General features: G+C 64.7%; 9 protein-coding genes. 2 read left to right on the forward strand and 7 right to left on the reverse strand.

Features of this window, described 5'->3' with window-relative positions; genetic code table 11:
- The 5 genes from HF916_RS30530 to HF916_RS30550 all read right to left on the reverse strand — a co-directional run bounded on the left by HF916_RS30530 (window position 1) and on the right by HF916_RS30550 (window position 8,725).
- Window positions 1-348, reverse strand: coding sequence for a type II toxin-antitoxin system RelE/ParE family toxin (locus HF916_RS30530; protein ID WP_168792620.1), 348 nt, complete (start codon window positions 346-348; stop codon window positions 1-3).
- Window positions 349-533: 185 nt separating this feature from the next.
- Window positions 534-1,607, reverse strand: coding sequence for a 3-deoxy-7-phosphoheptulonate synthase AroG (gene aroG / locus HF916_RS30535; protein WP_168792621.1), 1,074 nt, complete (start codon window positions 1,605-1,607; stop codon window positions 534-536).
- Window positions 1,608-1,985: 378 nt separating this feature from the next.
- Window positions 1,986-3,452, reverse strand: coding sequence for a metalloprotease TldD (gene tldD, locus HF916_RS30540; protein ID WP_168792622.1), 1,467 nt, complete (start codon window positions 3,450-3,452; stop codon window positions 1,986-1,988).
- A 102-nt stretch (window positions 3,453-3,554) separates the two neighbouring features.
- On the reverse strand, window positions 3,555-4,406 hold the full coding sequence (locus tag HF916_RS30545; protein ID WP_168792623.1) for a carbon-nitrogen hydrolase family protein: 852 nt from the start codon (window positions 4,404-4,406) through the stop codon (window positions 3,555-3,557).
- 128 nt (window positions 4,407-4,534) lie between these two features.
- Window positions 4,535-8,725, reverse strand: a complete 4,191-nt coding sequence (locus HF916_RS30550) for a YhdP family phospholipid transporter (RefSeq protein WP_168792624.1) — start codon at window positions 8,723-8,725, stop codon at window positions 4,535-4,537.
- A 186-nt stretch (window positions 8,726-8,911) separates the two neighbouring features.
- On the opposite strand from HF916_RS30550, the gene glnE reads away from it, so the two are divergent.
- Entirely contained in the window at window positions 8,912-11,704 is a 2,793-nt protein-coding gene (glnE, locus tag HF916_RS30555; protein WP_168792625.1) for a bifunctional [glutamate--ammonia ligase]-adenylyl-L-tyrosine phosphorylase/[glutamate--ammonia-ligase] adenylyltransferase, read from the forward strand.
- Window positions 11,705-11,996: 292 nt separating this feature from the next.
- On the opposite strand, the gene recN is transcribed toward glnE, so the two are convergent.
- Window positions 11,997-13,667 (reverse strand): DNA repair protein RecN, encoded by a 1,671-nt coding sequence (gene recN / locus HF916_RS30560; RefSeq protein ID WP_168792626.1) that lies wholly within the window; start codon window positions 13,665-13,667, stop codon window positions 11,997-11,999.
- A 71-nt stretch (window positions 13,668-13,738) separates the two neighbouring features.
- Window positions 13,739-14,641, reverse strand: coding sequence for an NAD kinase (locus tag HF916_RS30565; RefSeq protein ID WP_168792627.1), 903 nt, complete (start codon window positions 14,639-14,641; stop codon window positions 13,739-13,741).
- A 318-nt stretch (window positions 14,642-14,959) separates the two neighbouring features.
- Here HF916_RS30565 and hrcA point away from each other — a divergent pair, with 318 nt between their 5' ends.
- Window positions 14,960-15,979 carry a heat-inducible transcriptional repressor HrcA gene (hrcA, locus tag HF916_RS30570; protein WP_106284494.1) on the forward strand — a complete coding sequence of 340 codons (1,020 nt, stop codon included), beginning with the start codon at window positions 14,960-14,962 and terminating at the stop codon, window positions 15,977-15,979.
- The last annotated feature ends 136 nt before the right edge of the window (window positions 15,980-16,115 follow it).

The raw sequence follows: 16,115 nt of genomic DNA on the forward strand, positions 1-16,115 counted from the left end.
TTAATGGTGGCGCGGCCGATGGTGCAACCCGATGGCGCGATACCGCGTTTCGGCAATCTTCCTGTCGTGCGGACTCAGTTTTTGCGTTTTCTTCTGGAAGCAATGCAGCACATACAGTGCTTCCACGAACTTGGTCACATACATAACGCGAAAAATGCCGTCTGCTTCCTTGATGCGAATCTCGCGGGTTCCAGGGCCGATCGAGTCAAACGGTTTCCAGTCGTCAGGGTCGAGACCTGCCTGAATCTTGCCGAGTTGAAACCCCGCTCGACGACGCATCTCTTCGGGAAAGGCGAGTAAATCGTGATAGCTGGAGCCTAGCCAGCGAATTCCTTTTTCCTGCTCCATAATCACCTTTCATGTACAAAATCTTATACGCAACATTCATCCCGGTCAAGTCGCATTCGACCCGGCCATGAGTTGTTACGGTACAGAGGCGGTTAAAGGAGCACCATTCGTCCGTTCGGCTAACAAAAAGCCCGGCTCATCGAGCCGGGCTTTTCCGTGCATCCGCTGCTGCAATCAGCGTGGCTTCAGTTGCCGCTGCCGCGCGCCACACGGCGTTGCTTGACCGCGTCGGCGAGGCCTTCGAGCACGGCGATGCTCTCATCCCAACCGATGCACGCGTCGGTGATGCTCTGGCCGTACGTCAGCTCGCAGCCTTCCTGCAGATCCTGGCGGCCGGCCACCAGATGCGATTCCACCATCACGCCGACAATCCGTTCGTCGCCCGAAGCAATCTGGCGGCCGATATCCGCGCACACCGGAATCTGATTCTCGTGCTTCTTCGAGCTGTTCGCATGGCTCGCGTCGATCATCAGACGCGCGGCGAGACCCGCCTTGCCGATGTCCGCGCACGCGGCATTGACGCTGTCCGCGTCGTAGTTCGGCGTCTTGCCGCCACGCAGGATGATGTGGCAGTCCTCATTGCCCGCGGTCGAGACGATCGCCGAGTGGCCGCCCTTGGTGACCGACAGGAAATGGTGCGGCTGCGAAGCGGCCTTGATCGCGTCGACGGCGATCTTGACGTTGCCGTCCGTGCCGTTCTTGAAGCCGACCGGGCACGACAGGCCCGAAGCCAGTTCGCGGTGCACCTGCGATTCGGTGGTCCGCGCGCCGATCGCACCCCACGAGATCAGATCGGCGATGTACTGCGGGCTGATCATGTCGAGGTATTCGGTGCCGGCCGGCAGGCCGAGTTCGTTGATGCGCAACAGCAGTTCGCGCGCGGTGCGCAGGCCGTCGTTGATCTTGAAGCTGTTGTCCATGTGCGGGTCATTGATGAGACCCTTCCAGCCGACCGTCGTGCGCGGCTTTTCGAAGTACACGCGCATCACGATTTCGAGTTCGCCGGCGAAGCGCTTGCGCTGCTCGATCAGACGCCCCGCGTATTCCATCGCCGCCTTCGTGTCGTGAATCGAGCACGGTCCGATGATCACGATCAAGCGGTCTTCCATGCCGTGCAGAATGCGATGCATCGCGGTGCGCGAGTTGTAGATCACGTCGGACACCCTTTCGTCGCAAGCGAATTCGCGGATCAGGTGAGCGGGCGGCGTGAGTTCTTTCAATTCGCGGATGCGGACATCGTCGGTGTTGTGCGGGGGCATGTTGTTCTCCAATCGGTTCGTAGCGTGTTCGCGCGGGCAATCAGGGTTGCGATGAAGCAGCGATGCCGGAGCGGACGACCATCAAAAGTAAAGTTTCAAAGGCATGAGGCGAAAAAAAACCGCCAGGCTAGCTGGCGGTTTTTCGGGAATTCTCGGTGTCCTGCGTGCACTAACACCCCTCTCGATCCGCCAGCGGTCTGAGATGCCAAAAAAAGTAAAAATAAAACTTGGCGGACATGACGAATAAGGTCGCAGGTCAAAAAGGGTGAGTGACTTTATAACCCGGGCAGGCGGCGCTTGCAAGCTGCGGGGTGCAAAAATGCGGAAAATCCGCATACTTCGCGCGATGTATGCACGAAGTATGCGTTTGCTGCCCAATCAGGCCGTACCGCCGACCGTCATCTTCTCGATGCGCAACGTAGGTTGACCGACGCCCACCGGCACGCTCTGGCCTTCCTTGCCGCACACGCCGACGCCCGAATCGAGCTTCATGTCGTTGCCGATCATGGTGACGTACTTGAGCGATTCCGGGCCGCTGCCGATCAGCGTCGCGCCCTTCACCGGGTACGTGACCTTGCCGTTTTCGATCATGTACGCCTCGGAAGCCGAGAACACGAACTTACCGTTGGTGATGTCGACCTGGCCGCCGCCGAAGTTCACGGCATACAGCCCGTTCTTCACGGAGGCGAGGATTTCCTGCGGGTCCTTGTCGCCATTGAGCATGTACGTATTGGTCATGCGCGGCATGGGCAGCGCCGCGTACGACTCACGGCGTGCATTGCCCGTGACCGGCATCTTCATCAGACGCGCGTTCAGCGTGTCCTGAATATAGCCCTTCAGAATGCCGTCTTCGATCAGCGTGGTGCACTGGGTCGGATTGCCTTCGTCGTCGATATTGAGCGACCCGCGGCGATTCGGCAGCGTGCCGTCGTCCACTACGGTGACGCCCTTGGCGGCGACCTGCTCGCCGATGCGCCCCGCGAATGCCGACGAACCCTTGCGGTTGAAGTCGCCTTCCAGACCGTGGCCGATCGCTTCGTGCAGCAGCACGCCGGGCCAGCCCGGTCCGAGCACGACGGTCATCGCGCCGGCCGGTGCCGGACGAGCGTCGAGGTTGACCAGTGCCGCATGCACGGCGTCGTCGACATAGCCTGACAGTATGTCGTCAGTGAAATAGCCGTAGTCGAAGCGGCCACCGCCGCCGCCGCTACCGATTTCGCGGCGGCCGTTCTGCTCGGCGATCACCGTGACCGACACGCGCACCAGCGGGCGAATATCGGCCGCGAAGCCGCCGTCGCTGCGCGCGACCAGCACCACGTCGTATTCACCGGCGAGGCCTGCCATGACTTGCTGGATACGCGGATCGCGACCACGCGCCATCTTTTCGATGCGCTCGAGCAGCTTGACCTTGGCAGTCGCGTCGAGCGAATGCAGCGGATCGGACGGCAGATACAGATCACGCCCGGCGATGCCGGTCAGCGACGACGCCACCTTGATCTTCTGCTTGCCGCCACCAGCCTTGCCGATGGCGCGCGTGGCGATGGCCGCCTGGCGGATGGCTTCGGGCGATAGATCGTCCGAGTAGGCGAAAGCCGTGCGGTCGCCCGACACGGCGCGCACGCCGACGCCCTGATCGATACTGAAGCTGCCCGATTTCACGATCCCTTCTTCGAGACTCCATGCTTCGCTGCGCGTGTACTGAAAATACAGGTCCGCGTAATCGATCTTGTGCGTGAAGATTTCGGCGAGCGTGCGGGTGAGCAGGGCTTCGTCGAGACCGTAGGGCGTCAGGAGGATGTCCTTGGCGGTGGCGAGATTACGGATACCGGGTTCGATGATGTTCATGCGAAGTATGTTCTGCTCGATACGAAGGATTCGGTTAGCGCCTCTGTCACACACTATATGAGTCGGAAGCGCCGCAGTTTCAATGTCACGCGACGGGGTTGATCAACTGAGCACACGATGACGCCAGGCGGGCAGACTCTGTCGCACTTCGTCGATGCGCGCACGCTCGAGATTGCCGGCGACCACGCCTGCGCCTTCGTCGCGCACCGCGACGATTTCGCCCCACGGGTCGATCAGCATGCTGTGGCCCCACGTCCGGCGGCCGTTTTCATGTTTGCCGCCTTGCGCCGCGGCCAGCACGTAACACTGGTTTTCGACCGCCCGGGCGCGCAGCAGCATTTCCCAATGCGCGCGGCCGGTCGTGTAAGTGAACGCCGACGGCACCACGATCAGCGCGCAGTCGCCCATGCGCCGGTACAGCTCCGGAAAGCGCAGATCGTAGCAGACGGACAACCCGACGCGGCCGAACGGCGCCTCGAAGGTGCGGACCTCGCCGCCGGGGCAGATGGTGCGCGCCTCGTCGAACGATTCCTCGCCTTTTTCGAAGTTGAACAGATGGATCTTGTCGTAGCGCGCGGCCTCGTTGCCCTGCGGGTCGAACACCAGCGTCGTGTTCAGCACGCGCGAGGCTTCGGGCGACATCAACGGCAGCGTGCCGCCGATTATCCAGACTTGGTGGCGGCGCGCGGCGTCGGCGAGAAAGCGCTGGATCGGACCGTCCCGATAGGGTTCGCGCACGGCAAGCTTGTCCGTGTCCTTGAAGCCCATGAAGCAGAAGTACTCAGGCAGCAGGACGAGTTGCGCGCCGTCGGAGGCGGCTTTGGCGATCAGGCGCCCGGCCTCGGCCAGATTGCGCTCGCGATCCGGTGTGCTCACCATTTGCAGCGCGGCGACACGGAAGGCACTTTCCAGAGAACCGCTGGAGACGGTTAAAGAGACGTGTGTTTCGCTCATGAGCGTTTCGAAAAACTCCCGGCAAGGCGGCGGCGCGAACCGCTGGCGCCGCATACGTCATTCAAGGCTGGCTAGGGCCGCCGGCGCGCCACGGCGCCTGTCCGACTAAACAAAGGGCCGATACAGGCTCAGTTCGCTTCCACGGTCGAAGCCGGAGCGTCCATCTTACCGCGATCGCTGTGCACCCGCTCAACGTGCGGTTTCGACCACGAACCGGTGATCGCGTAGTCCCGCGCAAACGCGTGCGAGACTGTCTGGCTAAAGGCCACATCGGCCACCAGCGCACCCAGCCCGAGCAGCGGATTGATGACCGTCGCGGCAATCACGCCGGCACCTGCGCTGATCGTGGGCACGACTCGCACGCGCAGATCCTGGGTTTCCTGCGCGAGGTCGACCGAGCCCTTCATCTCGGCGCGCGCCGGCGCGGTAACCATTTCGAAGTTCTCGGTGCGCCCAATGCCGTTGTGAATCTGCGCGGTGCCGGTGACGTGTTCGAACGGCAGGCCCTCGCCGATCACGTCGCGGAAGTTCAGCGTGGCGAAGCGCGCGAGGCTTTGCAGGCTGAGCACGCCCAGCAGCTTGGCGACGCCTGGATCGACCTTGAGAATCTGGCCGTGACGCAGATCGACGGCCAGATTGCCGTTGAAGGTCGGATAGTCGATCTTGGTCGGACCGCCTTGCCACACCACCTTGCCCGACAGCGAGCCGGCGCCCGCCTTGAGCGTGCGCGGCTGACCGAAGCGCTCCAGCAGCGCGCCGGCGTCCTTGATGTCGAGCTTGAAATCGAACACGGTGCGGCGCGGCGTGGCTTCGTCGGCGCTGTTGCCGAGTTCGGTGGAGGTGCGCCAGTTGGCGGTGGCCGTCAGCGTGGCGGCGGGGTTGGTGATGTCGAGCTTGTCGAGTTGCCAGACCGGCACGCCGTCTTCGTCGAAATTGTGCGCGTCGACTTCGAGCCGGCCGACGTTGCGGTCGCGGAAGATCAGTTCGTTGACCACCAGATCGATGGACGGCATGTTCTGCGCCGGCGCCGACATCGCCTGGCCAAGCAGATCCTTGTCGGTGGCCGACGGAATCACCACGCGGGCAAAGCGCGCCTGCAGCGTGCCGGGCGACCCTTTCGTCGCGCCCGGCAGCCACGACACGTGGCCCGACACCTGGTTCGAGGCGATGTTCGCCTGCCACGTGCGGTCCGCATGCGACGCGCCGACGATCACGCTGTCCCAGTGGCGCTTGAGCAGCGTCAGCGTGCCGATGTGCAGCGCGAAGCGGCTCGGCAGGAATTGTGTGACGGTCGGGTTCGGCGGGACCGGCGTCGCCGCGGCGGGGGCGGGCGCTTCTTTACTGCGCATCTGTGTGATCAGCGCGCGCCACGCGTCCGCATCGAATGTGTCTAGATCGACGGCGGCGATCACGCCTTCGGACGGCAGGTCGGCGGGCTTGTTCACGCCGACCGCGCCGCGCACAACAGCCGGCGCCGTTTTCGGCCGGTAGCGCAGCAGATAGGTGGCGGCGATCGGGCCCAAGGTGAGATCGGCGCGTTCTAGTCCGGTTTCGCCCGACGCGGCGGCCGGGCTGACGGCGAAGCGCAACGGCATCGGCGTGCCGACTGGCTTGTTGAACGGCGCGGGGAAGTCGAGCGCGAGGCCGGTCAGATCGGAGTTCGCCGTCACTTCGGGCAGCCGTCCCTTGGCGCCGTGCACGTTGAGCGCGTAGGGCGCGCTGCCGCTCATGCGCGTCAGCACCTGCGCGGCCGGGCCGTGCAGGTTGAGACCGCGCGCCGCATCGACGGCGATATGGCCGCCGAGGTCGAGCGCATAGGTGCCGTCCTGCCTCAATCCGCCGTTCGCATGCACGTCGCCGCCGAGGAATTGCCCGGAGAGCCGGTCCACCTGCGCCGTGTGCTCGGTAAAGTGCACTTTGCCCTTCAGTTGCGACAGCGGCGGCACGTTCTCGACGCTCAAGCGGTCGTTCTGGAAGCCGACCGCGCCTTCCACGGCGATGTGCGGCTTCGGCGTACGCGGCACTGTCAGCTGGAGCGCGAGCGACGCGGGCCCTTCGGCGTGCACCTTCTCCGTTTTATGTTTCGCCATGATGCCGAGCGAGCTGGCGTTCACATAGTCGAGCATGTCGGCGAGCGGCCCGTGGCCATCGCCCTTGATGACGAGGCTCGACGCCTTGGTGCCGAGGTCCTCGATCCTGCCGTTGACGCCGATCAGCGCGACCTGCTTGTAATGCGCCCGGTCGATGTCGAAGTGCAGCACGTTCTGCTTGAGCTCGAACACGCCGTCGATGCCGTCGAGCGCCGGCCACAGGTTCGGCGTGCCGTTCCTCATCTTGCGCGGCGGGAAGGGCGTCGGATCGAACTTGCCGCCCTTGAACGGCGCAACGATATGGAACAGCCCGGCGCTCGGATCGCGCGAGTAGGGGAATTTGGTCAGATCGCCGTGAATTTCGATGCTCGCGCCGTGCGACATGCCGGCCTGCAAGCCGTGGCCCAGATAGATGCGCAACTTCTCGCTGATGCTGGTCGGCAGATAACGGACGATGCGCGTCACCTGCGCGCGCTGGAAGTCGGCTTTCAGGTCGAGCGAGCCGCGTCCGTGGCCCGGGTTGCTGTAGTCGGCGGAGGCGGTGGCCGCGACGTCGGCGTTCGAGACGCTGAAATCGGCCAGCTTCACGGTGAAGGCGGGGCGGTTCTCGCCCGGCGCCTTCGGCGTGATGGTCCAGTCGGCGCGGCCATGCAGATGGTCGAGCTTCAGGCGCGGATCGTCGAACACGCCCGGCAGCGTAATGGCGACATTGGAGGTGTTGAGCAGGGCGGTGCCGTGGGTCTCGTCGGCATCCACATTGCCCCACAGATTCTCGATGCCGGGAATGCCCGCGCGCGGGTGGTTCAGTGGCGTGAGCCCCGGCGGCGGTTCCTGCGCGGCGACGCTGATGCCCTGCAGATCGCCCTTGAAACGATAATGTTCGATCGGTTCGGCGCCGCTCGGGTGACGGTCGCTGCCTGCTTCACCGGACTCCGGCTTGCCGCGCTCGACTTCGATCACATAGTTGGCGACCAGACCGCGCGGATTGAAACGGACGAGATTGTTCAGGAGGCGTCGCGGCAGCGGCAACGCACGGCTGAATTCGGCGAGGATGCCCAGATCGACACGGTCGCCGCTCACGCTGACGAGTTGTCCGCGTTGCTGAGAGGCGGTCCGGTAACGTCCGTTCAGCGTGGTGAGCGCGAGCGTGCGGGTGAGCGGTGTGCCGTCGTCGAGCGGCGGCTGGCCGAGCTCGGCGTGCAGTTGGCTTAGTTGCAGCTTGTAGTCGCCCTCGTCGGCTTCGAGGCGCCACGAAAAATGGGCGACTGGCACGAGCAGCTTCGGCTGGGTCGGACGCACCCGCAGGGCGACGTCGGTGCCGGCCAATTGCCCGCCCGCCGACTTCATGCGGCCTTCGGCGAAGTCGATCCAGATGGCGTTATCGATACGGCCGGCAAACGTCTCGATCGGGAAATTGACGTAGCGCGCGAGCGTCGGCAGATCGACCGGGCCGGTCGAGACGTACACCTGGCCGGTCCAGTTGATCGGCTTGCCGATCGCGGAGAGCGGCGCGTGTTTGAAGTAGGTGCGGAAATCGAGCGGGCCGTGCAGGACCTGGCCGTCGGCGGGCGCCTGCAGCGCGAGGCGGTGATCGTAGCCGTCGTTGAGAATCGCGATCCGGATGTCGCGCAGGGCCAGCTCCGGCGCGTCATGCTGCGCATCGCGCCAGCGCAGCGCGCCGCCGCGCACCACGATCGCCTGCTGACGCAGCAGCCAGGTGGACAAGGTGTCGTTGCCGCTGTGGCGAGTCGGCACCGGCACGCCCGCCACCGAGAGCACGCCGTCGCTGCTGCGCGACACCAGCACGTCCGGCTGATCGACGATCAGGCTGGAGAGCGCGGGATGAAACTGCCAGAGCGACCGCCACGAGAGCGTGGCGGTGGCGTGCGGGATCGTCAGCGCGGCTTTGCCGTCGTGATCGCGGATCACGAGGTCGGTGACGTCGAGGCCCGGCTGGAAGCCGCTCCAATGCGGCGCGAGCTTGCCGATGGTGAACTGCGTGTGCAGCTTTTCGGAAATGGTGGCTTCGATGCGCGGCCGGAACGAGTCCGCGCGCGGCAGCACCACGTAGCGCAAGCCGAGAAACAGGCCCGTCGCAATGAAGTACAGGACGAGCGCGAGCGCGAGGACCACGTGCAAGATCCGACGCAGCACGATGTGGTCGCTTCCGCTCACAGGCCGGACCTGCACAGTTTCGTGCGGGTCGGCGGATTCGTTTCGCTCGGACATGCTGCGGCGGGTGGGCGTATGGTAGTTTTGCGAATTAACGACGAAATGTAACACACGGGAAAGCGTCGGCGGACCTCCTGCAAACCCTGTCTGCATGCCGTCTCGCGACTTGCGGGAGGCGGCGGCACCCCTGTGCTACTGCGAACTGAACCATGCTGATCAAGCAACGAGCGAGCCAGACCCTTGATGACTGACGCCACTCTCCTGAGTTCCAACTATTCACACTACGCGGCGCGCGCTGCGGCTGCCCGTCCGCAACTCGTGGCGCGCGTGGCGACGCTCGCGTCCGGGCCGCTCACGCGCGAGCGTATCGACGCCCGTTTCGACGCCTTGTGCGCCGAGGCGGCCGGCGTGGCCGGTGCGCCATTGAATGAAGATGCACTCAAACGGGCCTTGCGCCAATTGCGCACCGAGGTCTTTTGCGCCGTGATGGAGCGTGATCTGGCGGGCGAGGCGGATGTTGCCGAAGTCACCGGCGCGATGACCGACCTGGCGGAGACGACAATCCAGCGCTCGCTCGCCGTCCTGTCCACCGAACTCGAAACGTTGTACGGCGAGCCGCGCGGGCCGCAAGGCGAACGGCTCTCGCTTGGCGTGGTGGGCATGGGCAAGCTCGGCGGGCGCGAACTGAACGTGTCGTCGGATATCGACTTGATCTTCATTTATGAAGAGGACGGCGAGACCGCGGGCGGCCAGCGTTCGCCGATCGCCACGCAGGACTTTTTTACGCGCCTCGGCAAGCGCCTGATCGGCGCGCTCGCCGAAGTGACCGCCGACGGCTACGTGTTTCGGGTCGATATGCGGCTGCGGCCGAACGGCGACTCGGGGCCGCTCGTGTGCAGTCTCGGCATGCTCGAAGAGTATTTCTATGTGCAAGGCCGCGAGTGGGAGCGCTATGCGTGGATCAAGGGGCGCCTCGTGTCCGAAGGCGCTAGCGATGCGGCGCAACGGCTGCAGAAGCAGCTCGATGCGATCGTCACGCCGTTCGTCTATCGCCGCTATCTCGACTTCGGCGTGATCAGCGCGATTCGCGCGCTGCATCTGCAGATTCGCCAGGAGGCGCAGCGGCGCGCGTCGATGCGGCCCGACAAGGCCGATGACATCAAGCTTGGGCGGGGCGGCATCCGCGAAATCGAATTTAGCGCGCAGGTGTTCCAGTTGATCCGTGGCGGCCAGGACGCGGGCTTCCGCGTGAGGCCGACACTTGCGGTGCTGCGTCACGCGGCAACGCATGGGCTGATCGACACGTCGGTCTGCGTGAAGCTCTCGCAGGCGTATCGCTTCCTGCGCGAACTCGAGCATCGTCTGCAATACCGCAACGACGCGCAGACCCATGCGATGCCGGTCGATCCCGAGGAACGTTCGGCGCTCGCCCATGCGATGGGCTGCGACGACTACGCCGCGCTGATGGCCAAGCTCGACGCGCATCGCGAATTCGTCGAACAGCAGTTCGACCAGATTTTCGCTGACAAAGTGAACGGCCGCGACGGCTGTGGCGCACCGGAAGACGGCGCCGCCGCATGGGTCTGGAGCAGCGCGCTCGCCGACGACAGCGCCGACGAAGCCTTGCAGGCGCGCCTCGTCGAACTCGGCGTGGCCGAGCCGGGTGAACTGCTCGCGCGGCTGCGCGCGGTGTGGCAGTCGTCGCGTTATGCAGGGCTGGCCGAGCGCAGCCGGCAACGTTTCGACATCGTCGCGCAACGGGCGCTCGAAGCCGCCCGCACGTTGGAACCTGCCGAGCGCCGCGGCGATACAGTGGCGCGCTTCTTCGACCTGCTCGAAGCGGTGAGCCGGCGCGGCGCCTATCTCGCGCTGCTGACCGAATATCCGCAAGCGCTGCATCGTGTGCTATCGGTGCTCGGTGGTTCGCGTTGGGCGGCGGGCTATCTGATCCGCCATCCGCAATTGCTCGACGAATTGCTGGACGATGAAGCGATCAATAGCCCGTTCGACTGGCCCGAGTTCAAGCGCACGCTGCGCCTGCGTCTGGCCGCGGCGGACGGCGTCGAGCAGCAGATGGATCTACTGCGGCATGCCCACCAGGCCGAGGTGTTTCGCATTCTGCTGATCGATCTGGCCGGCAAGCTGAGCGTCGAACATGTAAGCGACCGGCTGTCCGAACTGGCCGATGCCGTGCTCGACGTCACGCTTCAGGCCGTCTGGAACCAGTTGCCGAAACGCCATCGCGACGTGCCGCGTTTCGCAGTGATCGCGTACGGCAAGCTGGGCGGCAAGGAACTGGGTTACGCGTCCGACCTCGACGTGATCTTCCTCTACGACGACCCCGACGATGCCGCAGCCGACGTCTACTCCACTTACACCCGCCGCCTGATCACCTGGCTTACGACCGCAACCGGCGCCGGCACCCTGTTCGACGTCGACTTGCGTCTGCGGCCGAACGGCGAGTCGGGCCTGCTCGTCACCGATCTGGACGCGTTCCGCCGTTACCAGTTGCGCGAGGGCGACGCGGCCAATACGGCGTGGGTATGGGAGCACCAGGCATTGAGCCGCGCTCGCTACTGCGCGGGCGACGCCGAGATCGGCGCGAAGTTCGAGGCCATCCGCGAACAGGTGCTGACCACGCCACGCGAAGCGGCGCCGCTCATGAAGGAGATCGTCGAGATGCGCGCGCGCGTCGAAGCGGGGCATCCAAACCATACGGCGCTGTTCGACCTGAAGCACGATAGCGGCGGGATGGTGGATATCGAATTCACCGTGCAGTACTGGGTGTTATTGCACGCGGCGAGCGATCCTGAACTGATCCGCAATACCGGCAACATCGCGTTGCTACGGGAAGTGTCGCGCTTCGGCCTGATGAGCGAGGCGGAAGCGGAGACGGTCGGCGCGGCGTATCGCACGTACCGCAAGTTGCAGCACCAGCTGCGACTGGATGGGATGGAGAAGGCACGGGTCGAGCCGACGCTGGTGGCTAAGGAGCGCGAAGCCGTGCTGGGGTTGTGGAAGCGGGTGTTTGGGTGACGGTTGATCGGATGTTCGCAGTTTGCGCGAGCGGGTTGTGCAACTCCGTGCGTTGGACGGCGGTGTGAGCGAATTCGTGGCGTTCACTCCGCGAAGCGGCATGAAGGGCGGCGAGGTCAAGCGGGGTGAGGCGCGGCGAAGCAAGACGTCAGGCCGCCTCACCTATGATCGTTCGCGGCCGCGGGCACTGTGCCTGCGAGCCGCACGGGTGCTGTTTTTCCCGCGGCCAACCAGGCGGCTAACTTTCCTGCGCAAGTCGCAGATGGCGAGGGCATCCCCAGCCAACGAACAACTACGCCGCCAGCATTTCCTTCGCGTGCTTGCGGGTGGTCGGCGTGATCTCCAACCCGCCGAGCATCCGCGCGACTTCTTCGACGCGGCTCGCCTTGTCGAGCGAGGTTACGCTACTGACCGTTCCGCCTTTGCCGTTGCCCGCCTTGGCTACCTGGAAATGATGATCGCCGCGCGCGGCGACTTGCGGCAAGTGCGTCACGCACAGCACCTGGCGCTGTTGGCCAAGCTGATGCAGAAGCCGCCCGACCACTTCGGCGACGCCGCCGCCAATGCCCGTGTCCACTTCGTCGAAGATCAGCGTGGGCGTCGGGCTCGCGGCGCTGGCAATGACCGCGAGCGCGAGGCTGATCCGCGCCAGTTCCCCGCCTGAGGCAACCTTCGCAAGCGGCCGCAGCGGCACGCCGGCATGACCGGCGACGCGGAACTCGACCTGTTCGAGCCCGTGCGCGCCGCCTTCGGGCAGCGGCACCAGCGCGACTTCGAAGCTGCCGCCTTTCATCGACAGTTCCTGCATGCCGGTGGTGACCGCCGCGCCCAGTGCCTTGCCGGCCTTGGCGCGTGCCTTCGAGAGTTTCTTTGCTTCGGTCAGGAAGGCTTCCTTGGCCTTGGCTTCGGCGGCGTGCAGGCTGTCGAGGTCGGCGGCCGCGTCGAGCGCGGCCAGTTGCGCGCGACGCGCCTCGTGCTCCTCAGGCAACGTTTCCGGCCGTAGACGGAACTTGCGTGCGGCCGAATGCAGCGCGTCGAGGCGCTTTTCGACTTGCGCGAGCCGGTCCGGATCGAGTTCGAGCTTTTGCGCGTAGTGGCTCAGCGAATAAGCCGCTTCCTGCAACTGGATTTCGGCGGGCTCCAGCGCGGCCAGCACGTCGTTCAAGGCCGGATCGATTTCCGCCAGGTCGCGCACCTTCGAGACGATCGAGGACAGATGCGTGATCATGGCCTCGTCCGATTCGGACAGCGCGCCGAGCGCGCCTTGCACGCCGTCGATCAGATTGGCCGAATGCGACAGCCGCCGATGCTCGGTGTTGACCTCTTCCCACTCGCCCGGCTGCGGCGCGAGCTTGTCCAGTTCGGTGAGCTGCCACGCGAGGCGCTCGCGTTCCAGTTGCAGTTCACGGTCACGCGTTTGCGCGTGCTCGACCGCCTGAACCTTCTCGCGCCATGTGCGCCATGCCCGCGTGACGGTTGCCGCGGTGTCCGACAGGCCCGCGTGGGTGTCGAACAGTTCGCGTTGCGCGTCGGGACGCATCAGCAACTGGTGCGCGTGCTGGCCATGAATATCCACCAGCATTTCGCCGACCTCGCGCAACTGCGCGAGCGTCGCCGCGGTGCCGTTGATAAAGGCGCGCGAGCGGCCGTTGGCATCCACCACGCGCCGCAGCATTACCGTGCCGCCGTGATGGCCGTCGTCGCCGGTCGTGCCGAGCGCCTGCTCGTCGAGCCATTGCTCGACCTGCGCGTGGGTCTCGAACTCCGCGGTGAGGTCGGCGCGGCTTTCGCCAGTGCGCACGACGTTCGCATCGGCGCGGGCGCCGAGCGCGAGCGCCAACGCGTCGATCAGGATCGACTTGCCGGCGCCGGTTTCGCCGGAGAAAACACTAAAGCCGCTGTCGAATTCGAGATCGAGCGCGGCGACGATGACGAAGTCGCGTATCGAGAGGTGGCGAAGCATGGAGGTCGTCTGGTGAGCTTGATGTTCGGGTTTCGGCAGCGGCGGCGTTCGCGTTCCGGTGTCCTTGCCGCTCAGGGCTTGGGGTCTTCTTCGTGCGACGGGTATTCGTTCCAGTGCAGCTTCTTGCGCAACGTGGCGAAGTAGCTATAGCCGACGGGATGCAGCATCGGCACCGTATGACGCGAGCGGCGCACTTCGATCGTGTCGCTCAATTCGAGCGACGTGAACGACTGCATGTCGAAATTGACGTTCACTTCGCGCCCCGAGACGATCTGGATGCTCACCTTCGAGTCGTCCGGCAGCACGATCGGCCGGTTCGATAGCGCGTGCGGCGCGATCGGCACGAGCACGATGCCCTGCAATTGCGGATGCAGAATCGGCCCTTGCGACGAAAGCGCGTAGGCGGTCGAGCCGGTGGGCGTGGCCACGATCAGACCGTCCGAGCGCTGGTTGTACATGAAGCGGCCGTCCACCGAGACATGCAGTTCCGCCATGCCCGAGAAGCCGCTGCGGTTGACTACCACGTCGTTGAAGGCCAATGCGTGATAGATCGGATTGCCGCCGCGCATGATGCGCGCTTCGAGCAGCACGCGTTCTTCGCGCTCGAAATTGCCGGACAGCATTTGCGGCACGATCTCGCGCATGTCGGAGATCGGAATGTCGGTAATGAAGCCGAGCCGCCCGTGGTTGATGCCGATCAGCGGCGTGCGGTAAGGCGCGAGTTGGCGGCCGATGCCGAGCATGGTGCCGTCGCCGCCCAGCACGACCGCAACGTCGGCGCGCGCGCCGATCTCGGCGGGACGCAGCGCCGGATAGTCGGTGACGCCGATCTCGGCGGCGGTGTCGGCTTCGAATACGACCTCGAAGCCGCGCTTCGCGATGCACGAGGCGAGCGCGGTCAACGGCTCGGCGATGCCCGGCGTATTGTTGCGCCCGACGAGCGCGACGGTCTTGAACTGGCTGGTCACTTGCATGCCGGCATTACACCATAGGTAGGGCCTGAAAAGAACCGCAGACAGACCCGGTAGCGGGCCGGCGCGCGCGGGCCGTCAGCGCATCTCGCGATTATCGTTAGAATGGTGAAGCCTTGATGACATGTGCGCCGGTTAAAGTGCGGCGGGGTGCCGGCAGCCGGGCCGCCCAGAAGGTGGCCCGCGAAGCGCTGGGCGGAACGCCGGCAAGTGTGCCGGACCGAAGGCAATGCGCCGCCTTGGCAAGCGGCGGCGCGTTCGTCAGGGATGGGCGCCCCTAGCGCTCGCGGTAGTCGTGCCATTGAGCTAAAATTTTCCGTCATGCTAGATCCTCGCGCACAAACCCTCCTCAAAACGCTGATCGAGCGCTACATCGCCGAAGGTCAGCCGGTCGGCTCGCGCACGTTGTCGCGCTATTCGGGCCTCGAACTGAGTCCCGCAACGATCCGCAACGTGATGTCCGACCTCGAGGACTTGGGGCTCGTGATCAGTCCGCATACTTCCGCGGGCCGCATTCCCACGCCGCGCGGCTACCGCCTGTTCGTGGACACCATGCTCACAGTGGAGTCCGCCGCGGACGAAGAAGCCGTGACGCGTACCGTCAAGACTACCCTGCAGGCAGGCGAGCCGCAGAAAATCGTGGCGGCGGCGGCCAGCGTGCTGTCTAACCTGTCGCAGTTCGCCGGTGTGGTGCTCACGCCGCGGCGCAGCCACGTGTTCAAGCAGATCGAGTTCATGCGTTTGTCGGACAAGCGCATTCTGCTGATCATCGTCACGCCGGAAGGCGACGTGCAGAACCGCATCATGGCGACCCAGCGCGATTTCTCGCCCTCGCAACTGGTCGAAGCGTCCAACTACATCAACGCGCACTTCGCGGGCCTTTCGTTCGACGACGTGCGGCGCCGCCTGCGCGAAGAAATCGACGAACTGCGCGGCGACATGACCACGCTGATGCACGCCGCCGTCACGGCCAGCACGGACGAATCCGACACGGGCGAAACCGTGCTGATTTCCGGTGAACGCAATCTGCTCGAAGTAGCCGACCTTTCGTCCGACATGGCGCGCCTGCGCAAGCTGTTCGATGTGTTCGACCAAAAGACCAGTCTCCTTCAATTGCTCGACGTATCGAGTCACGCGGCGGGTGTGCAGATTTTCATCGGCGGCGAGTCGAATCTCGTTCCCATCGAGGAAATGAGCGTGGTGACCGCGCCGTATGAGGTGAACGGAAAGATCGTCGGCACGCTGGGCGTGATCGGACCGACCCGCATGGCCTACAACCGCGTGATTCCGATTGTGGATATCACCGCACGCCTGCTCTCGCTGACCCTCAGTCAGCAATAGAGCCGTTCATTCCAGGCTGCGATGCATCCTCACGCAAATGATGCGTGACTGCGCGCGGCTTGCCAATTGGCCGAATGGCCAGGGGTGTCCGGCGGACCGGGGCACGAACCACGCCGTTATAATGAATCTCACCTGA

Origin of the sequence: Paraburkholderia aromaticivorans (genome assembly GCF_012689525.1) — a bacterium.
Taxonomy (GTDB): Bacteria; Pseudomonadota; Gammaproteobacteria; order Burkholderiales; family Burkholderiaceae; genus Paraburkholderia; species Paraburkholderia aromaticivorans_A.